At 54.4% G+C, this 19321-nt stretch carries 18 protein-coding genes and 1 tRNA gene; 9 read left to right on the top strand and 10 right to left on the bottom strand.

From position 1 onward, the window contains the following. Positions 1 to 276: 276 nt before the first annotated feature. The 3 genes from PI91_RS26085 to PI91_RS26075 form a co-directional block, all read right to left on the bottom strand. On the bottom strand, positions 277 to 666 hold the full coding sequence (locus tag PI91_RS26085; RefSeq protein WP_157841595.1) for a hypothetical protein: 390 nt from the start codon (positions 664 to 666) through the stop codon (positions 277 to 279). Positions 667 to 738: 72 nt separating this feature from the next. Then, positions 739 to 1071 (bottom strand): hypothetical protein, encoded by a 333-nt coding sequence (locus PI91_RS26080; protein ID WP_157841594.1) that lies wholly within the window; start codon positions 1069 to 1071, stop codon positions 739 to 741. Positions 1072 to 1225: 154 nt separating this feature from the next. Next, positions 1226 to 1341, bottom strand: a tRNA-Met gene (locus tag PI91_RS26075). Between PI91_RS26075 and PI91_RS26070 the strand changes: the two genes are divergently transcribed. Continuing rightward, a complete protein-coding gene (locus PI91_RS26070) occupies positions 1309 to 1455 on the top strand; it encodes a manganese transporter (protein WP_148639726.1) in 147 nt (48 codons plus the stop codon). The genes PI91_RS26075 and PI91_RS26070 overlap by 33 nt on opposite strands. A 32-nt stretch (positions 1456 to 1487) precedes the next feature. Here PI91_RS26070 and PI91_RS18940 read toward each other — a convergent pair whose 3' ends face one another. After that, complete coding sequence (locus tag PI91_RS18940; protein WP_008501589.1) at positions 1488 to 1829, bottom strand: DUF2502 domain-containing protein; 342 nt, start codon at positions 1827 to 1829, stop codon at positions 1488 to 1490. Between the two features lie 127 nt (positions 1830 to 1956). Then, positions 1957 to 2955 (bottom strand): L-glyceraldehyde 3-phosphate reductase, encoded by a 999-nt coding sequence (mgrA, locus tag PI91_RS18935; RefSeq protein ID WP_032663121.1) that lies wholly within the window; start codon positions 2953 to 2955, stop codon positions 1957 to 1959. A gap of 185 nt (positions 2956 to 3140) precedes the next feature. Between mgrA and ipdC the strand changes: the two genes are divergently transcribed. After that, complete coding sequence (gene ipdC, locus PI91_RS18930) at positions 3141 to 4799, top strand: indolepyruvate decarboxylase (protein ID WP_039266818.1); 1659 nt, start codon at positions 3141 to 3143, stop codon at positions 4797 to 4799. Here the strand turns inward: ipdC and PI91_RS18925 are convergent, their stop codons facing one another. Beyond that, positions 4800 to 6035: an ion channel protein gene (locus PI91_RS18925; protein ID WP_008501586.1), complete on the bottom strand. Its 1236-nt coding sequence runs from the start codon at positions 6033 to 6035 to the stop codon at positions 4800 to 4802. 205 nt (positions 6036 to 6240) lie between these two features. Between PI91_RS18925 and glk the strand changes: the two genes are divergently transcribed. After that, a complete protein-coding gene (gene glk, locus PI91_RS18920) occupies positions 6241 to 7206 on the top strand; it encodes a glucokinase (RefSeq protein WP_008501585.1) in 966 nt (321 codons plus the stop codon). A 35-nt stretch (positions 7207 to 7241) separates the two neighbouring features. Here glk and PI91_RS18915 read toward each other — a convergent pair whose 3' ends face one another. Both PI91_RS18915 and PI91_RS18910 read right to left on the bottom strand, forming a co-directional pair. Further along, positions 7242 to 7973, bottom strand: coding sequence for a LytTR family DNA-binding domain-containing protein (locus PI91_RS18915; RefSeq protein WP_021241782.1), 732 nt, complete (start codon positions 7971 to 7973; stop codon positions 7242 to 7244). A gap of 3 nt (positions 7974 to 7976) precedes the next feature. Next, positions 7977 to 9683 (bottom strand): sensor histidine kinase, encoded by a 1707-nt coding sequence (locus tag PI91_RS18910; protein ID WP_023344633.1) that lies wholly within the window; start codon positions 9681 to 9683, stop codon positions 7977 to 7979. Positions 9684 to 10069: 386 nt separating this feature from the next. Here PI91_RS18910 and alaC point away from each other — a divergent pair, with 386 nt between their 5' ends. Then, complete coding sequence (gene alaC, locus PI91_RS18905; RefSeq protein WP_008501582.1) at positions 10070 to 11308, top strand: alanine transaminase; 1239 nt, start codon at positions 10070 to 10072, stop codon at positions 11306 to 11308. A 52-nt stretch (positions 11309 to 11360) separates the two neighbouring features. On the opposite strand, the gene ypdK is transcribed toward alaC, so the two are convergent. Both ypdK and lpxP read right to left on the bottom strand, forming a co-directional pair. Continuing rightward, entirely contained in the window at positions 11361 to 11432 is a 72-nt protein-coding gene (gene ypdK / locus PI91_RS25835) for a membrane protein YpdK (RefSeq protein WP_099458937.1), read from the bottom strand. Positions 11433 to 11789: 357 nt separating this feature from the next. After that, entirely contained in the window at positions 11790 to 12710 is a 921-nt protein-coding gene (lpxP, locus tag PI91_RS18900; RefSeq protein ID WP_113771514.1) for a kdo(2)-lipid IV(A) palmitoleoyltransferase, read from the bottom strand. 789 nt (positions 12711 to 13499) lie between these two features. Here lpxP and tssB point away from each other — a divergent pair. The 5 genes from tssB to PI91_RS18875 are packed head-to-tail and all read left to right on the top strand — an operon-like array spanning position 13500 to position 19321. After that, on the top strand, positions 13500 to 13997 hold the full coding sequence (tssB, locus tag PI91_RS18895; protein WP_008501580.1) for a type VI secretion system contractile sheath small subunit: 498 nt from the start codon (positions 13500 to 13502) through the stop codon (positions 13995 to 13997). A 32-nt stretch (positions 13998 to 14029) separates the two neighbouring features. Continuing rightward, positions 14030 to 15574, top strand: coding sequence for a type VI secretion system contractile sheath large subunit (tssC, locus tag PI91_RS18890; RefSeq protein WP_032635313.1), 1545 nt, complete (start codon positions 14030 to 14032; stop codon positions 15572 to 15574). Positions 15575 to 15591: 17 nt separating this feature from the next. Beyond that, the gene (gene tssK, locus PI91_RS18885) at positions 15592 to 16932 is read left to right on the top strand and encodes a type VI secretion system baseplate subunit TssK (protein ID WP_039266817.1); all 1341 of its coding nucleotides are present in this window, start codon (positions 15592 to 15594) and stop codon (positions 16930 to 16932) included. Continuing rightward, positions 16929 to 17618: a type VI secretion system protein TssL, short form gene (gene tssL, locus PI91_RS18880; RefSeq protein ID WP_025912765.1), complete on the top strand. Its 690-nt coding sequence runs from the start codon at positions 16929 to 16931 to the stop codon at positions 17616 to 17618. Before tssK ends, tssL begins: the two co-directional genes overlap by 4 nt. Further along, entirely contained in the window at positions 17615 to 19321 is a 1707-nt protein-coding gene (locus PI91_RS18875; protein ID WP_039266816.1) for an OmpA family protein, read from the top strand. Before tssL ends, PI91_RS18875 begins: the two co-directional genes overlap by 4 nt.

Below are 19321 nucleotides of genomic sequence, written 5' to 3'. Positions count from 1 at the left end.
TTTGTTATGTTAGGTAAATGAGTGAAAAGTTAAGTTTGTGTGCTAGTCTTCACAAAAGCATGCGCGATTTCAGTTTCAGTTAGATCGCCCCACTTACCCGCCCGTCTATCGTTCAAAGCTATCAGAGAAATCACTGCAAACTTCATAAATGATCTTGATAATCATTCTCATTTTGATAGCATTAAACATAGCAAAGGCTATATTTCAGAGGCAGAAATGACAAACAGTCGCGTAGAGGGTAGCAGTGGCAGAGCAGCGCGCAAGTTGCGGTTCGCATTAATGGGACCTGCGTTCATCGCTGCCATTGGTTATATCGATCCAGGTAACTTTGCGACCAATATTCAGGCCGGGGCTAGCTTCGGCTATAAGCTGCTCTGGGTGGTCGTCTGGGCAAACCTGATGGCGATGCTGATTCAGATGCTCTCCGCAAAGCTGGGGATTGCGACGGGCAAAAACCTGGCGGAGCAAATTCGCGACCATTATCCGCGTCCCGCGGTCTGGCTCTACTGGGTTCAGGCTGAAATCATCGCCATGGCCACTGACCTTGCTGAATTTATTGGCGCAGCGATCGGCTTTAAGCTGATTTTGGGTGTGTCGCTGTTGCAGGGGGCGGTCCTCACCGGGATTGCCACGTTCCTGATCCTGATGCTGCAGCGTCGGGGTCAAAAGCCGCTGGAGAAGGTCATTGGCGGTCTGCTGCTGTTTGTAGCGGCGGCCTATATCGTTGAGCTAATCTTCTCACAGCCGAATCTGGCGCAGCTCGGTAAAGGGATGGCGATCCCAAGCCTGCCGACCTCCGAAGCGGTGTTCCTGGCCGCCGGGGTGCTGGGGGCGACCATCATGCCGCACGTGATCTATCTGCACTCCTCGCTGACTCAGCATCTCCACGGTGGGACGCGTAAAGAACGTTACTCCGCCACCAAGTGGGACGTGGCGATCGCCATGACCATCGCGGGGTTTGTTAATCTGGCGATGATGGCTACTGCAGCCGCAGCTTTCCACTTTAACGGTCATACCGGTATTGCCGATCTCGACCAGGCCTATCTCACGCTGGAGCCGTTGCTGAGCCATGCTGCCGCCACGATATTTGGCCTTAGCCTGGTGGCTGCTGGTCTCTCTTCTACGGTGGTGGGCACGCTGGCAGGCCAGGTGGTGATGCAGGGGTTTGTCCGGTTCCATATTCCGCTGTGGGTTCGTCGTTCCGTCACCATGCTGCCGTCATTTGTGGTGATTCTGATGGGACTCGACCCAACGCGAATTCTGGTCATGAGCCAGGTGCTGCTGAGTTTTGGTATTGCGCTGGCGCTGGTGCCGCTGCTGATCTTTACCAGCAACAAAACCCTGATGGGCGAGCTGGTCAACTCAACGCTGGTGAAACGAACCGGGTGGGCCATCGTGGTGGTGGTCGTTGCGCTGAACCTGTGGTTGTTAGTGGGAACCGCGCTGGGTCTTTAACAAAAAAAGGAGCCGTGGAGGCTCCTTTTTGATTAGTGATGATGGCCGTGACCATGACCTTTGCCGCGACCCCAGCCGCCGCGACGGTCGTCACGATCGTTCCAGCCTTCACGGTAACCGCGCTCATAGGCGCTGTCTTTATACCAGCCGCGGTGTCTGCCGTTATCATGTTTCCACCAGCGATCGCCGCGCCACTCATAGTGACGATGCCAGTAATCACGGTCGCGCCAGTAGCCGCCGTCCCAGTATCTGCCGTAGTCGTCACGATCGCCAATTTGTAATTTTACTGATGGCAACAGGGTGATTTCGCCCGCAGTGGCGATCAGCGGCGCCGAAGCCAGTAATACCGCTGCAAGAATCAGTGACCTGAACATACTCTTTCTCCTTCACGATCGGGGCCTTTGTTGGGCCTGTTAACGCAATTTTACGAGTTGGTAAAGCGTCGTATCATCGCCTAAACTCCGAATTCCTGGTTGAGAGCACTTTTTGCTAAAAGTGATGTTATATTGAGCTGCTCAGGATCGCGTCTATACGGGCCAACTCTTCTGCAGAGAAATGGCGGTTTGCCAGCATCCCCACGGCGTCATCAATCTGAGCCGCTTTACTTGCCCCAATCAGCACCGACGTCACTTCCTCATGGCGTAATACCCAGGCCAGCGCCATCTGGGACAGCTTCTGGCCGCGGCTTTCTGCCAGGGCATTCAGCTTCCTGACTTTCTCCAGCTTCTCTTCGGTGAGCTGATCGGGTTTAAGAAACTGACTGCCGCTTGCCGCGCGTGAGTCTGCGGGGATGCCGTTCAGATAGCGATTGGTCAGTTGCCCGCCGGCCAGCGGCGAGAAGGGAATACAGCCGACTCCCTTTTCCTGCAACACGTCCAGCAGCCCCGCTTCCGGCGCACGTTCAAAGAGGGAGTATTTCGGCTGGTGGATCAGGCAGGGCGTCCCGAGGTCATTAAGGATATCAATCGCCTGGCGAGCCAGAACAGCCGGGTAGTTGGATAATCCGACATACAAAGCCTTCCCCTGACGCACCACATGGTCAAGCGCTTTCATGGTTTCCTGCAGCGGCGTTTCCGGATCTGGCCGGTGATGATAGAAGATATCCACATACTCCAGCCCCGTGCGCTTCAGGCTTTGATCGAGGCTTGCCAGCAGATATTTACGTGACCCCCAGTCGCCGTAAGGCCCCTCCCACATGGTATAACCCGCTTTGGTGGAGATGATTAGCTCGTCGCGCCAGGGCAGGAAATCCTCCTGCAAAATACGTCCGAAATTACGTTCGGCCGATCCGGGGGGTGGGCCATAGTTGTTGGCAAGGTCGAAATGCGTAATGCCCAGATCGAACGCACGCTGTAAAAGTTGACGGCTGTTTTCGATAAGGGTGGTGTCACCAAAGTTATGCCACAGCCCAAGCGAGATGGCAGGCAACCTGAGTCCGCTTCGCCCGCAGCGGCGATACTCCATTGTCCTGTAACGATTTTTGTCCGGCTGATAACCCATTTTCGTGACCTCTGGCGCTGAAGTGAAAAATCAGTGTATGCGTTTACATTTTCGTGAAAAAAAGCAGCATAGCGCAGCCTTTTTTGTAAAGCATTCTTTCCATGCCCTTCTTATCACCAATTCTGGACAGCCATCACGCTTATTTAATACTCAAGGTGAGGTCAACATTAGAAGGATACCTGTTCATGCGTACCCCATACTGCGTCGCCGATTACCTGCTGGACCGTCTTACTGATTGTGGAGCCGATCATCTGTTTGGCGTGCCGGGCGACTATAACCTGCAGTTTCTCGACCATGTGATAGACAGCCCGGATATCTGCTGGGTGGGCTGTGCCAACGAGTTAAACGCTTCTTATGCCGCTGACGGATACGCCCGATGTAAGGGCTTTGCCGCGCTGCTGACGACATTTGGCGTAGGAGAGTTAAGCGCCATGAACGGCATTGCGGGCAGCTTCGCCGAGCACGTTCCGGTCTTGCATATTGTAGGGGCACCGGGTACGGCATCACAGCAAAGAGGGGAGCTGCTGCACCACACGCTTGGCGACGGTGAGTTTCGTCATTTTTATCATATGAGCGAACCGATCACTGCTGCACAGGCGATCCTGACCGAACAAAACGCCTGTTATGAAATCGACCGGGTGTTAACGACAATGCTCCGGGAGCGTCGCCCCGGCTATCTGATGTTGCCTGCCGATGTGGCAAAAAAGGCCGCCACTCCCCCTGTAAACGCTCTCACGCTCAGGCTTCCACATGCCGATAGTGCTTGCCTGAAAGCATTTCGGGACGCCGCAGAAAACAAGCTTGCCAGGAGCAAGCGTACTGCGCTGCTGGCCGATTTCCTTGTCCTGCGCCACGGCCTGAAGCATGCGCTACAAAAATGGGTCAAAGACGTGCCGATGGCACACGCCACCATGCTGATGGGCAAAGGGATATTTGACGAACGTCACGCCGGATTTTATGGCACCTACAGCGGTTCAGCGAGCGCCGGTGCGGTAAAAGAGGCGATTGAAGGGGCGGATACCGTACTGTGCATCGGCACGCGATTTACCGATACCCTGACCGCCGGCTTCACGCATCAGCTCACCCCGGCACAAACGATAGAAGTTCAGCCTCATGCCTCACGCGTGGGTGATCTCTGGTTTACCGGCATCCCTATGCTTCAGGCAATCGAAACGCTGGTAGAACTGTGCAAACAGCACGTGCACGAGACGCCCGCGCAGTCCTCTCAAAGCGCGATGGCTTACCCGCAGCCGGATGGCTCGCTGACGCAGGCGAATTTCTGGCAAACGTTGCAGACGTTTATTCGTCCGGGAGACATCATTCTTGCGGATCAGGGCACCTCGGCCTTCGGCGCGATCGACCTTCGTCTGCCGGCTGACGTGAATTTTATCGTCCAGCCGCTGTGGGGATCGATTGGCTATACGCTGGCGGCAGCATTTGGCGCGCAAACGGCCTGCCCGAACCGGCGCGTGATTGTCCTGACGGGGGATGGCGCGGCGCAACTTACTATCCAGGAGCTTGGCTCGATGCTGCGGGATAAACAACACCCCATCATTCTGGTCCTGAACAACGAAGGGTACACGGTGGAAAGAGCGATCCACGGGCCTGAGCAGCGTTACAACGACATTGCGCTATGGAACTGGACGCAAATCCCGCAGGCCCTGAGCCTTGATCCTCAGGCCCAGTGCTGGCGGGTCAGTGAAGCGGAGCAGCTGGCGGACGTCCTTGAGAAAGTGGCGCACCACGAGCGGCTCTCGCTGATTGAGGTGATGCTGCCGAAAGCCGATATCCCTCCGCTGCTGGGGGCGATCACCAAAGCGCTGGAAGCGCGCAACAGCGCCTGATTATTTGTCGTTTCGCCAGGCCATCATCATCGGTTTGCCCGCCAGCAGGAGCCAGGCGGGCAACATCACGATGCAAAGTAACGGGATGAGGGTGGTATCCGGTACCACCACGGCGGCCATGAAGAGGCTCAGCCAGGCATCGCGCGTGACCACCAGCACCAGCCCCAGAATCGAGCAGGAAACGGTAATCGCAGCCGGAACGGCATCGACATGCTCGTGCAGCATCAGCCCCAGCGCGACGCCGACAAAGACCGCCGGGAAGATGCGTCCACCGCGGAAACCGCAGGCGGCCGCCACCACCAGCGCTGCCAGCTTGATCACGGCAAACAGCAGATAGTCGGAGACGCTAAACACCTGGCTGAAGGCCAGCTGCTGCATCTCGTCCAGTCCTTTAAACAGCGTCACCGGCCCGCCGATCGTACCTAAAATACCCAGAATCAAACCGCCAGCCCCCAGAATCAGCACCGGGTGTTTGAGTCTGTGCATCAGCCGGTGCAGGCGTGGAAGACACCATACTGCCACCATGCCCAGCGCAATGGCGATGGCGGCGACGATGGCACCGCTGAAAATATCGGCGATTTGCATCTGGCCGTAGTGGGGGAGAGAGAGTGAAAAATGGGGATGGAAAAACAGGCTGGTCGTCAACGCTCCGGCGGCTGCGGCCATCAGTGGGGCAAAGAGCTTGTCCCAGAGTGGGACATCGTTGTTACTGCTGAGCGTCTGAGAAAAGATCAGTGCCGCCGCAACGGGCGTGCCGAAGAGCGCCCCGATGGTGCCTGCGGAGGCGAGAATGGTCCAGTCCAGCGCGCCAACGCGGGGCAAAATGCGTGAACCAAGAAAAACCGCCAGGCCAATGTTCACGGCCATAATCGGATGCTCAGGTCCCAGACTAACGCCGCCGGCCAGACCGATAATCAGCGCAATGATTAGCCCTGGCAACGCCGAGGGGGCTACCGGGGCACCAATCAACGGTTCCAGTGCCGGATCGGGGCCGGCATGGCCGGGACTAAAACGGATCACCAGGCCCACCGCAATACCGGTTAACGTCAGCATCCCAACGATCCAGGCAGGAGAGTCAGCGGTGACGCCCAGCCCTGCAGGAAGCGCGTTCCATAATAGTGTTTGCAGCACCGACGCGACTTTCATCACGACAATAAGGACCAGACTTGAAACCACGCCTATGATGAGCGCCGGAATTGCCAGCAACAGCATGGTTCTGGCTCGCGGGTGAAGCATGATGATTTCCTTGTACAAAACGGTATTACGTTACTTTGCACATTAAGCCTTATGGCAATAGTGCAAAAGGTGCTGAAACGGTAAAGTTATTCTGTGACGAAGATCGATAATCCATGGGCATTCACCTTCCGGTCGTTGTTGTTATCACGCCTTGAATTTACAGTGTCCCAAAGATTTATTCTGACTTTAGCGGAGCAGTAGAAGAATGACAAAGTATGCTTTGGTAGGCGATGTGGGCGGCACGAATGCGCGCCTTGCATTATGCGATGTAAATAGCGGTGAAATTTCCCGGGCGAAAACCTATTCCGGTCTCGATTATCCAAGCCTTGAGGCCGTTGTCCGCGTCTATCTGGAGGAGCATCAGATAAGCGTCGAAGATGGCTGCATCGCCATTGCCTGTCCGATAACCGGCGACTGGGTCGCCATGACCAACCATACCTGGGCATTCTCCATCGCCGAGATGAAAAAAAACCTCGGCTTTGCGCATCTTGAAATCATTAATGACTTTACCGCGGTGTCCATGGCGATCCCGATGCTGAAGCCTGAGCATCTGATCCAGTTTGGCGGCGCTGAACCGGTCGAAGGTAAGCCGATTGCGGTTTACGGGGCCGGTACCGGGCTGGGCGTTTCACATCTGGTGCATGTTGCCCAGCGCTGGGTGAGCCTGCCGGGTGAAGGTGGTCACGTGGACTTTGCGCCAAACAGCGAAGAAGAGGGCATTATCCTCGAAGAATTACGCGCGGAGATCGGCCACGTCTCCGCCGAGCGCGTGCTGTCAGGACCGGGGCTGGTGAACCTGTACCGGGCGATTGTGAAATCGGACGGTCGTCTGCCGGAAAATCTGCAGCCGAAAGACGTCACCGAACGCGCGCTGGCGGACAGCTGCATTGACTGCCGTCGTGCCCTGTCGCTGTTCTGCGTGATTATGGGACGCTTCGGCGGCAACCTGGCGCTGACGCTGGGTACCTTCGGAGGCGTTTATATTGCAGGTGGTATTGTGCCGCGCTTCCTGGAGTTCTTTAAAGCCTCCGGCTTCCGCGGCGGGTTTGAGGATAAAGGGCGCTTCAGAAGCTACGTGCAGGACATTCCGGTTTATCTGATCGTGCATGATAACCCTGGCCTGCTGGGGTCGGGGGCCCACCTGCGTCAGGTTCTTGGTCAAATCCTCTGACGCATAGCCCTCTCCCGCAGGAGAGGGCTTTTTTGTTACAGGTGCATGAGCTGGCGGAACTCTTTCACCTTGCTGCGGCTCACCGGCACCTGAAAATCCAGATCCTTCAGACGCAAAATATAGGTGTTGTTAAACCACGGTTCGATCTCGCGGATCTTGTTTAAATTGACGCAGAACGAGCGGTGGCAGCGGAAAAAGTGCGACGCAGGCAGCTTGCTGCAAAACTCGGTGATGTTCATCGCCATCACGTAAGATTCCCGCCGCGTATAGACAAACGTCATTTTTTCATGGGCTTCGGCATAGTAGATATCATTGACCGGCGTCACGATGATGCGCTCATCTTTGACCAAATTAATGGTGTCGTTTTCCCGTACCGTTGGGCTGGCGTTTGCAGGGGCGGTCTGCTGCTGCCACGCGGCCTCCAGCTTTTGCAGCATGCTGACAATCCGCGACTCCTGGTAAGGCTTAAGGATATAGTCAAACGCCTCCAGCTCGAAGGCCTCTACGGCGTGCTCTTTCCAGGCGGTAACGAAAACAATAAACGGCTTATGGGCAAACTGATTGATGTTTTGCGCCAGCAATACGCCATCCAGCGACGGAATATTGATGTCCAGGAAGATGGCATCGACCCGGTTATGCTGCAGAAACTTCAGCACGTCCAGACCGTCATCAAAGGTACCCACAATTTCCATCTGGCTGTGGGTGTTGATAAGCCAGGTTAGCTCCTGTTGAGCCAGAATTTCATCTTCTACGATGATGACTTTCATGGGTTACTCCACCTGGGGCAACAGTGATGTTGCCGAATGAACGGGAGAGCGCTCGTTCGGGACGTAAAACGCAATTTCGGTGCCCGGTTCAAGACGCTGAATATGCAGCCCGTCGCCGTAAAGCAGCTTGACCCGGTGGTGCACGTTCAGCAGGCCGATTTTATTTCCAGGCATCTCGTTAGACTCCACCCGCTCAATGACTTTTGGATCAATTCCGTGGCCGGTATCGCGCACGGCAATACGTACGCGGTTGCCGCTTTCGGTGACGCTGATGGTGACGACGCCTTTGCCTTTACACGGCTGAATGCCGTGAACAATCGCGTTTTCGACCAGCGGCTGGATAAGCAGGCTTGGGATCACGCAGTTGACCTCTTCATCAATATCGTAAATGACCGTGAGCTTGTCACCAAAGCGCGCCTGCTCAATCGCGATGTAGTCTTTAATCTGATACAGCTCTTTTTTGATGTCGATCTGCTCGTCATCTTTCAGCTCGATGTTGTAGCGCAGATAGCGCGACAGGTTAAAAATCAGCTGGCGCGCGGTGTCCGGATTAAGACGAATGGACGAGGAGATCGCGTTCAGCGCGTTAAACAGGAAATGGGGATTGATTTTGCTCTGCAGCGCGCGCAGCTCTGCCTTATTTGCCATCTCACGCAGTTGTTCCGCCCGGGATACTTCCAGCTGGGTGGAGATAATCTGCGACAGGCCGATGGCCATCTCCTGCAGCGTGGAGGTGATCTGATGCGCGTGGCAGTAATAAATTTTCAGCGTGCCCGTCACGACGCCTTTCTCCCACAGCGGAATCACCAGCATGGAGTGGATTTCCGGCGTTCGGTGGGCTTCATCATTGTTTTTAATAATGATTTTACCGTAGTTAATGGCCTGTCGGGTGGTTGGGCTGATGGTGTCATCATTATCGCGATAGTTGTGCTCCCCGACGCCAACGTAGGCCAGCACGTGGTCAATATTGGTGATGGCGACAGCGTCAGCGTGGATGTCATGGCGAATGATTTCGCAGACCTGACGCAACGACTCCGCGTTAACGTGGCGGAAGAGCGGTAGCGTTTTGTTGGCGATATCCAGCGCCAGCTTGGCCTGACGGGCGGCGCTGGCCTCTTTTTCCCCTTCAACGCTTTGCACCAGCAGCACGATAAAGCCGATGCACACGCTGCCCAGGATCATCGGAATACCGATTTTCGAGACGATATCCAGCCCAAGTTCGATGGTCGGGGCCCAGACGACGACCAGGATCATGGTCAGCGTTTCGCACACCATGCCCGCCACGATCCCTGCGCGCCAGCGCTGTTTTTTCGGGATTTTGCGGCTGATCCAGCCGGAGAGCACCCCGGCAATAATGCTGGTGATAAAGCAGGGCACCGCCGTGACGCCTCCGATGTCAATCAGGTAGCGATGGGTTCCGGCAATCACGCCGGTGATGACACCCACCCACGGGCCAAACAAAATTCCGCCTGACATCACGGCGATAATGCGCACGTTAACCAGCGAACCCTCTACCGGCACGCCAGACCAGGTGCTAAACAGGGCGAACAGCGAAAAGATGGCGGTAACGGCCAGCAGCTCTTTTGGCGAGTGTGCGGATTTGTGCAATAGCTCGCGAAACAGGCGAATGCGAATGAGGAAAAACAGGCAAATCAGCATTAATGCTGCACGGTCAAAAACCGCCAGCAGCATAGTGAATATTTCGTGCACGAGTAGACCTGGGAAAACGGGAAAGAACCATGATAAAAAACCTGACGCGTGTTGACCAGCTATCCGTCAGGTTTATCAAATGAGGAAAAACCATAATTTCTAAAGGGGATTGTCTGTCGGTAACGGACACGTCCTGATTTTTTATAGCCTGCGTATCGTCAGGTAACTGTTTTGATATCATCCTGTTAAATAACAGCTATCAGAAAGCCAACCCTGAAACAGGGGCTTCCGCTTTTCGGCACAGCCGGGTTCCGGTTTTCAGGCGATCGTTTTTTTTTCACTTCCCTCTCGACAGCGTGATTTTTTTCAGGTTATTTTCTAAGCACGCCACATCGGTGGCAGCGTCGCTCGGACGGTCCGGGCGCTAACGTTAATCTGAGGAATCTATGGCTGAATTCAGTCCTGAACGCCGTTTTACGCGTATCGATCGTCTCCCCCCTTATGTTTTCAATATCACCGCTGAACTGAAGATGGCTGCGCGTCGGCGCGGCGAAGATATTATTGATTTCAGCATGGGTAACCCTGACGGCCCAACGCCACCGCATATCGTTGAAAAACTCTGCACGGTTGCCCAGCGTCCGGATACGCACGGCTACTCGACCTCCCGCGGTATTCCCAGATTACGTCGCGCGATCTCGCGCTGGTATCAGGATCGCTATCAGGTTGATATCGATCCGGAAAGTGAAGCGATTGTCACCATCGGCTCGAAAGAGGGGCTGGCACACCTAATGCTGGCTACGCTGGATCATGGCGATACGGTGCTGGTACCGAATCCCAGCTACCCAATCCACATCTACGGTGCGGTGATTGCCGGGGCGCAGGTCCGTTCGGTTCCGCTGGTGGAAGGGGTCGATTTCTTTAACGAACTGGAACGTGCGATTCGCGAAAGCTATCCGAAACCGAAGATGATGATCCTCGGTTTCCCATCGAACCCAACGGCCCAGTGCGTGGAGCTCGATTTCTTCGAGAAAGTGGTCGCGCTGGCGAAGCGTTATGACGTGCTGGTGGTTCACGATTTAGCCTATGCCGACATCGTGTATGATGGCTGGAAAGCGCCATCTATTATGCAGGTCCCGGGCGCGCGTGACGTGGCGGTAGAGTTCTTCACCCTGTCGAAAAGCTACAACATGGCGGGCTGGCGTATTGGCTTTATGGTGGGTAACAAAACGCTGGTGAGCGCACTGGCGCGAATTAAGAGTTACCACGATTACGGCACTTTCACGCCGCTGCAGGTTGCGGCTATCGCTGCTCTTGAGGGCGACCAGCAGTGCGTCCACGAGATTGCCGCTCAGTATAAGCGCCGTCGCGACGTGCTGGTAAAAGGCTTGCATGAAGCGGGCTGGATGGTGGAAATGCCGAAGGCGTCCATGTACGTCTGGGCGAAAATTCCGGAACCGTACGCGGCGATGGGATCGCTGGAGTTTGCCAAAAAGCTGCTGCAGGATGCGAAGGTGTGCGTATCACCGGGCATTGGCTTTGGTGATTATGGCGACACCCATGTGCGGTTTGCCCTGATTGAAAATAGCGACCGCATTCGTCAGGCGGTGAGGGGCATCAAGAGTATGTTCCGGGCCGACGGGCTTCTCTCCTCGAAGAGCGTGGCTGAAAATCCCGCATCATCATGACATAAAAAAACAGGAGCCAATGGCTCCTGTTTTTTTGACTGCATGTTCTTCACTAGATCATCAGGGCAAAGGTTCCGGCCCAGACTAAAACAATCACCGAAATGCCCATAAAGAAATATTTCACGTTTCATCGCTCCGCGTATCTTGTGGTACGCATTTAAAAACAGAGTCCACCTGATTATAGAGAACTGAAATCCGGTCAAAGCGGAAATGAGAATTTTCCCGTTTCACCGCTAACTCCAGCTCAGAATTCTGTGCTTTCCTGTTGCCAGACGGCGCTAATGTACGCCTAAAAATGAGGGGTGACAAGAGGGATTTTTTTAAATAATTTCCGTCACTTACGAGTGTCGTGGAACGGCGACAGTTTGATTTCGCATCGCAATAAATTCACTTTGGGCGACGTAATGAAAAACGGTTTCTTAACGGATGAGAGGTGATTGAAAAGGTTAGTTTCTTAGCGAAACTAACCTTTCTGAAGAGCTTAAATATAGAGCGAGGCTTCGCCAATAGGGCGGGTTTTGAAACGACGATGCATCCACAGATACTGCTCTGGCGCACGCATGATTTCAGTTTCGATGACTTTATTGATAAACGCCGCGGCTTCGCACTCGTTTTCAGGATAGTTAGCCATCTCAGGAGAGATGTGCAGACGATAGCCTGATTTATCTGCTTTTCTCACCATCGTCACGGTCAGCATGGAAGCGCCCGACAAACGAGAAATGACAAAGGTGCCGTTGGTCGTCGCAACATCTTTAACCGCAAAGAAAGGCGCAAAGCTGCTGCCTTTACGTCCATAATCCTGATCGGGGGCAAACCAGACGGCTTCACCTTTCTTCAGAGCCCCGACCATACCGCGCAGGTTATTACGGCTGATCATCGCCTTATTCGAACGCATGCGGCCACGCGTTTGTACCCACTCCATCAGCGGACTGTTGTGCGGTCGATAGGTCGCCATCATTGGCTGGCACAGGCCCATCACGCGGCCACCCAGTTCCAGCGACATAAAGTGAACGCCGACGACCATCACGCCGCGTTTTTGCATCTGTGCGCGTTTAAGGTTATCCAGCCCTTCCACGTCAAACCACTTGCGGACGCGCTCATCCGGCCAGAACCAGGCCATGCCGGTTTCAAGCAGTGCCATGCCGATAGACTTGAAGTTTTCAGCGATGAGTTTCTCGCGCTCTTCGGCATTGTAATGCGGAAAGCAAAGCTCAATATTTTTACGCGCGATGGATTCGCGGCGTTTCAGGAAGAAGCGGGAAGCGCTGCCCAGTTTCGACCCCAGCAAACGCAGGACAGGGTACGGAAGTTGAACCAGCAGCCAGAGAACGCCAAGACCAAACCATGTTAACCAGTAACGCGGGTGTAAAAACGCGCGTTGAAATTTGGATTGAGACAAAATAGTAAAACCTATGTGAAGCCTGTAAAGGTAGCGCAGAGTTTGCGATACGACGTGCCGATAAGACCGTTCTTCAAGGTGATGGTTGCAGGCTTTACCGAACTTTACGGCGTTGCCTGGCCACTGCTGATTTGGGCGGGCGGCGTAATGTAGCACCGTTATACGATATGTGCTATTACTCGTTTTTGATTAAAAAAGCGGCAGTTAAGGAGGTGCTTGATTTTACAGATTTTATAGAAAGTCGCATTGAAAGCGTTTTTCCTGACTGAGCGGAGAGCAGAAGCCCTGGCGATCGGATGGAAGACGTAACGAAAAAGAATGGCATTGTTGAGTTACGGCAAATTAATTATTTCTCGTTTATTTCTTCCTTGCCTAATAAATAAGAATTTTCTTTGTGAAAAATCTTATTTATTATTCATATCCTCAATGGAATAGTCGTCTTTTATCACCCACTTTTCTCTTCTTTTAATCGTACTGCAATAAAATATTGCAGTTCTTTCTTGTTTTTTGACATAGTGCCGTGATGCAAATCAAAATAAGATGTTTTTATTAATATCTCTCTGGCTGCAATCCCTTCGGCGATACAAATATTCGATTTGTGAGAAAAGAGTAGTTTCTTTTTCTGAGTTGATTGAGCAATTTGCGATAATGTATTAGTGGAAAATTCTTAAGAAAATTCTTGTATCGGATAAATGATCTGTGTATTTGATTTTGTTCCGATCATTATTCTATTATTGCGCATCAAGAACGATACCGTGAAGTTGGCATAGCAAAACAAAGAGGGATGATTAGATGGCTGACAGTTTTCAGAACGAGGTGCCTAAGGCACGTATTAACCTGAAGCTTGACCTGCATACTGGCGGAGCAAGCAAGAAAATGGAATTACCCTTGAAATTGCTTGTTACGGGTGATTTCAGCAACGGGCAGGAATCTGCGACAATATCTGAGCGTGAAAAGATTAACATCACCAAAAATAATTTTGATAGCGTTCTTTCCGAATATTCCCCAAAAGTTAACCTGGCCGTAAAAAATACACTGTCTGACGATGGTGGTGAAGACAACATTCAGCTGACTTTCCAGAGCATGAAAGATTTCACGCCAGAGCAGGTGGCTGCCCAAATTCCGCAGCTGAAGGCGATGCTGGCGATGCGCAACTTGCTTCGCGATCTCAAAGCTAACCTGTTGGATAACCAGACTTTCCGAAAAGAGCTGGAAAAAATCGTTGTTGACCAGTCGCTTAGTGCTGAGTTGCGAAATGAACTGTCCGCACTGGCTTCAAAACAACCTTAACCATCATGCTGTTTTAACGGATTAATCAAGGAATGCTCATGTCTGTACAAAATAATATTGCTGGCGGGGAAAGCGTGGTGCTGGAACGTCCTGCTGTGGGTGGTGTATACGCCTCACTGTTTGAGAAAATCAATCTGAATCCTGTCTCCGAGCTGAGTGCGCTGGACATCTGGCAAGATGCACAGGCGATGTCCGATGCGACCGCTGACGAGCGTCTGACCGCGGGTATGCAGGTCTTTCTGGAATGCCTGACCAAGGCAGGCTCGAAAGTCGAAAAACTGGATAAAAGCCTGATCGATCATCACATCGCTGAGCTCGATTACCAGATAAGCCGCCAGCTCGACGCCGTTATGCACCATGAAGAGTTTCAGGCGGTTGAGAGCCTGTGGCGCGGCGTGAAGTCGCTGGTTGATAAAACGGATTTTCGCCAGAACGTGAAAATTGAGCTTCTGAGCATGTCTAAAGAAGAGCTGCGTCAGGACTTTGAAGACAGCCCGGAAATCATCCAGAGTGGCCTGTATAAACACGCCTATATTGATGAATATGATACCCCTGGCGGCGAGCCGATTGCGGCGCTGATTTCCGCTTATGAGTTCGATGCTTCAGCGCAGGATGTCGCTCTGCTGCGCAACATCTCAAAAGTATCCGCAGCTGCACATATGCCGTTTATCGGCTCAGCAGGCCCGAAATTCTTCCTCAAGGAGTCAATGGAAGACGTCGCTGCGATTAAAGATATTGGCAACTATTTTGATCGCGCCGAGTACATCAAGTGGAAATCGTTCCGCGATACGGACGACGCTCGCTACATTGGTCTGGTGATGCCCCGCGTACTGGGACGCCTGCCGTATGGCCCGGATACCGTTCCGGTTCGCAGCTTCAACTATGTCGAAGAAGTCAAAGGTCCGGATCACGACAAATACCTGTGGACGAATGCGTCGTTTGCCTTTGCGTCCAACATGGTGCGTAGTTTTATCAATAATGGCTGGTGTGTACAGATCCGTGGCCCGCAGGCCGGCGGTGCGGTTCAGGACCTGCCTATCCATCTGTATGACCTGGGTACCGGCAATCAGGTAAAAATCCCGAGTGAAGTGATGATCCCTGAAACGCGTGAATTCGAATTCGCGAATCTGGGCTTTATTCCGTTGTCCTACTACAAAAACCGCGACTACGCCTGCTTCTTCTCAGCCAACTCCGCCCAGAAACCGGCGCTGTATGACACCGCTGATGCGACCGCCAACAGCCGCATCAACGCGCGTCTGCCGTACATCTTCCTGCTGTCGCGTATCGCCCACTACCTGAAGCTGATTCAACGCGAGAACATCGGTACCACCAAGGATCGTCGACTGCTGGAACTGGAGCTAAACACCTGGGTGCGCACTCTGGTGACCGAAATGACCGATCCGGGCGACGAGCTTCAGGCATCTCATCCACTGCGTGATGCAAAAGTGGTGGTGGAAGATATTGAAGATAACCCGGGCTTCTTCCGCGTGAAACTGTATGCGATTCCGCACTTCCAGGTGGAAGGGATGGACGTCAACCTGTCGCTGGTTTCCCAGATGCCAAAAGCGAAATCGTAATAACAGGCAGGAAGCCGATGAAAACGGAACAACCGTTATGGGGTAGGGGCATTATGGTCGCTCCCCAGCATTTTCAGCAACAGGTCGCGTATGCGGCCTGGTCTGCCGAGTGTATTGCCCGGCTGGGCCTCTCCTGCCCGTGGGGGGTCATAAATGCTACCTTCGAGCCGGAAGCGCTCAGGCTTGGTCGTCTTCAGGCCCGTCATCTGCATGTCCGTTTTCAGGACGGTATGCTGATTGATACAGACAATGCTGATTCGCTGCCTCCGGTACTGTCGCTTGAAAGCGAATCGCAGGAGGTGACGGTGGTGCTGGCGCTCCCGCTACTGCGGGCGAACGGCGGCAACTGCCTGAAACCCGATGAGGTGGCCGAGCGTCCGGTGCGATATCGTCAGCGCTGGCGGGATGTACGCAATACCTTTGGGGAAGACACTCGTCAGATTGCCGTGATGCAGCCTGAACTGACGCTGCGTTTTGCCCATCAGAACAACAGCGATTATCTGACTTGTCCGGTCGCCCGCCTGCAGCAAGACTCGCAGGGTACATGGCTATTGGATGAAACATTTCTTCCTCCGCTGTTGACCCTCCAGGGCAGCCGTTGGCTGGTTACCCAACTGGAACAACTACTGACACAACTGCGGGCGCGACTGTGCCGTCTGATGGCAATGCGGCGTGAAAGCAATGAGCGCATGGCTGATTTCGCCGTGGCAGATGTATCACTGTTCTGGCTGCTCAACGCGCTGAACAGTGCCGAGCCCGTGCTGGGTCAGTTCCAGCGTAATCTTCAAAGCCCACCGGAACGTCTGTATCCGGAACTTTCTCGCCTTGCGGGGAGCCTGCTGACCTTTTCCCTGGAACATCAGGTGAGCGCCATACCGGCCTGGCATCACGAGCAACTCAATGCGGTATTTCCACCGCTGTTTGATTTGCTTGGCGATCTGCTTGAAGCCAGCCTGCCGTCACGCGTGGTGGCCCTGGCACTCGACTATGACCCACGGCTGCACTTCTGGCAGGCTCGCCTGCATGACCCGCGTCTGCGCGAAGGGGCTGATTACTATCTTTCTGTGCGCTCACCGATTCCGGTGGCGCAACTGCAGGAGCAGTTTCCGCGCCAGTGTAAGGTGGGCAGCCCTGACCATGTGCGGGGGATCGTCAACTCTTCCCGCGTGGGCGTGCCGCTGACGCCGCTACGCCATGTGCCTGCCGCCATTCCACTGCGCCTGGAAAATCAGTATTTCAGTCTCGATCTCTCCCATCCTCTGGCGACTGAAATGCTCCAGAGTGGGACATGTATGTTTTACGTCCCGGGCATGCTCGGCGAGCCTGAACTTGAACTCTTTGCGGTATTGAGAACATGAGTGAACGTAAACACGGCGCTGTCGTGTCTGTTGATATTGACGCACTGCTGCAGGATACCTGGCTTCAGGTCATCAGCCTTCGCTATGGCCCGCAGTTTCAGGAAGGCGAAGGTCGGATCTTGTGGGAACGCTGTATCGCTGATGTGGAACGCGTTCAGCGTGAACTAAAAGCGAGTGAACTCGATGAAGCCAGCTGTAAGCATATCCTCACTGCACAATGTGCATTGCTTGATGAGGCGGTCAAAGGGCGCGGTGTAGAGGATGATGCCTGTGTGCAGTGGTATGACATTCCTCTGCAGGGACACTTCCTCGGCACAATGGATGCGGGTGACACTTTATGTGACAGGATGCGCGATGTGCTGCGTGAACCTGCTCCAGATAATGCCGTACTGACCTGCTTCCAGCGGGTAATGATGCTCGGATTCCTGGGAAACTTTCGTGCGCTAAACGATCCGGAACGCCAGAAGCTGGTCAGCGCACTCAACGAGCGCGTTACACCGTTCAGCTACCCGCAGACCCATCCAGTTCTGGCAGAGAGCCGCAGCGGACGGGGAGCGGGAGGCTGGCTGGCGTCATGGCCCGCGCGTATCGGCCTGAGCGTGATTGTTCTTGCCGCACTCTGGTGGGGACTGGATCGCTGGCTCGATCAGATGCTGCTGACCCTGTTGCCGGGAGTCGTAAAATGAGTCCTGTACAACAGCGCGGGCTTGCGCTGTGGGCTGCCGTGCTGAGTGCTGTGGTCTGCCTGGCTTTTCTGCCGTTATCCCGGCTGGCTTCAGTGCTCGTTCTGCTGGCGATGATCGGGGTTATCGTCGCGTTCTGGTATATCGCCAGACCTCGTGCGGAGCATGACGTCAACCTGCGTCTGGATGACCTTCCTGAAACCACTTACCGTCAACCTGTGGTGCTGGTTTGTGGCGATATGCCTTTGACCTGGCCGCAGCAGTCACCAGTACTGATCGTCACGCAGGGATGCTGGATCCGCGTTGAGGACCATCAGGATCTGGAGCAGGTTGCCCGTCAGATTCTGTGGCAGCGCCCGGACTGGGGGCGTCAGCTGTCGGTGATGGTCAGTGTCTGCCCGCAGAAACATGTCGACAGCGAAGCCCTGACAAGTCGTCTGCTGGCTCTGCGCTGGCAAATCAGCCAGTTGCGTAAAGAAACGGGACAGTCTGTGCCACTCATTCTGAATGGTCAGATTGGCAGCGCGATGACGGATGACATGCTCTGGCAGGCCGCTATTCCGGGTGAAGGGTGGACTGTCTGGCGTGAGTCGAATGCGCCTTGTTCGATCGCCGCGTGGGTCACCACTGGCGGTGCGCCTGTGATGCAGCAGCAGGTGCTGATGAACAGCCTGATGAGCTGGTTCCATCAGCATGTCCAGGCGGTATTCATCGATGAGAATCCTGATGTTCCGGTCATTGCACCTGCAGCGCTGCTGTGGGGAATGGGACCGATTCTTGCCGGAAGCCTTGCGTCCTCTGCCTGGACGGCATGGTTATCGCGTCATACTGCCATGCAGCAGGTAGCCGGCTGGCAACCGGTAGGGACGGACAGCACGGTGATATCACCCTTCCCGGATTTCATCCTGCCGCTGTTACCGGAAGGAAGTGGACTTACTCCCCGCGCCCGCACCTGGCGCTGTGCCCTTGGTCTTTTCACCCTGGCGGCCATCGCCGCGCTGCTGAGCAGTGGCTGGAACAATCGCCAGTTGCTGCATCGCGTGAGCTTCGATATAGCCCGTTACGACAGTCTCTCCATGGATGACTACGGCCCGAAGGCTAGCGCCGTTGCGGCCCTTCGTGAGAATGCGGCGCTGCTGGATGACTATGCACGTAACGGTGTACCGATCCGGCTGGGCCTCGGGCTTTATCAGGGGGAACGTCTACGGATACCCCTACTGGAAGCGATCCGCTCGTATATGCCGCCACCTCCTAAACCGCAGCCAACCCCAAAACCAGTACCGAAAATAGTGAGGCTCGACAGCATGTCGCTGTTCGATTCCGGCAAGTCCGTGCTGAAAGCGGGTTCCACCAGGATGCTGGTGAATTCACTGGTTGGCATTAAAGCGAAACCGGGCTGGCTGATTGTCGTGTCTGGGCATACCGATAACACCGGCAATCCGCAACTTAACCAGACGCTGTCTCTGAAACGAGCCGAAGCGGTACGCAACTGGATGCGGGACACGGGCGACGTGCCCGAAAGCTGTTTTGCGGTGCAGGGCTATGGCGAAAGCCGTCCTGTCGCAACCAACGACACCCTGGAAGGGCGTGCGCTCAACCGCCGTGTCGAAATCAGTCTGGTACCGCAGGCGAATGCCTGTCAGATACCCGGCAAACACCCGGCGCCATCGCAGGATGATGGCGTCTCAGAAAATAAAACGGAGTAA

The organism is Enterobacter sp. FB (genome assembly GCF_000805795.1).
Classification (GTDB): Bacteria; Pseudomonadota; Gammaproteobacteria; order Enterobacterales; family Enterobacteriaceae; genus Enterobacter; species Enterobacter roggenkampii.
Note: the sequence above shows the minus strand (reverse complement) of the source record. Positions and strands in the feature narration are given on the sequence as shown.

Bases quoted from the DNA above. Each gene is read 5' to 3' on its own strand.
- ipdC (WP_039266818.1), top strand. From the start codon at position 3,141: ATGCGTACCCCATACTGCGTCGCCGATTACCTGCTGGACCGTCTTACT.
- tssB (WP_008501580.1), top strand. From the start codon at position 13,500: ATGGCTGACAGTTTTCAGAACGAGGTGCCTAAGGCACGTATTAACCTG.
- mgrA (WP_032663121.1), bottom strand. From the start codon at position 2,955: ATGGGTTATCAGCCGGACAAAAATCGTTACAGGACAATGGAGTATCGC.
- PI91_RS18875 (WP_039266816.1), top strand. From the start codon at position 17,615: ATGAGTCCTGTACAACAGCGCGGGCTTGCGCTGTGGGCTGCCGTGCTG.
- tssK (WP_039266817.1), top strand. From the start codon at position 15,592: ATGAAAACGGAACAACCGTTATGGGGTAGGGGCATTATGGTCGCTCCC.
- PI91_RS18915 (WP_021241782.1), bottom strand. From the start codon at position 7,973: ATGAAAGTCATCATCGTAGAAGATGAAATTCTGGCTCAACAGGAGCTA.
- PI91_RS18940 (WP_008501589.1), bottom strand. From the start codon at position 1,829: ATGTTCAGGTCACTGATTCTTGCAGCGGTATTACTGGCTTCGGCGCCG.
- PI91_RS26080 (WP_157841594.1), bottom strand. From the start codon at position 1,071: ATGGCTCAGCAACGGCTCCAGCGTGAGATAGGCCTGGTCGAGATCGGC.
- tssC (WP_032635313.1), top strand. From the start codon at position 14,030: ATGCTCATGTCTGTACAAAATAATATTGCTGGCGGGGAAAGCGTGGTG.
- PI91_RS18925 (WP_008501586.1), bottom strand. From the start codon at position 6,035: ATGCTTCACCCGCGAGCCAGAACCATGCTGTTGCTGGCAATTCCGGCG.
- glk (WP_008501585.1), top strand. From the start codon at position 6,241: ATGACAAAGTATGCTTTGGTAGGCGATGTGGGCGGCACGAATGCGCGC.
- tssL (WP_025912765.1), top strand. From the start codon at position 16,929: ATGAGTGAACGTAAACACGGCGCTGTCGTGTCTGTTGATATTGACGCA.
- alaC (WP_008501582.1), top strand. From the start codon at position 10,070: ATGGCTGAATTCAGTCCTGAACGCCGTTTTACGCGTATCGATCGTCTC.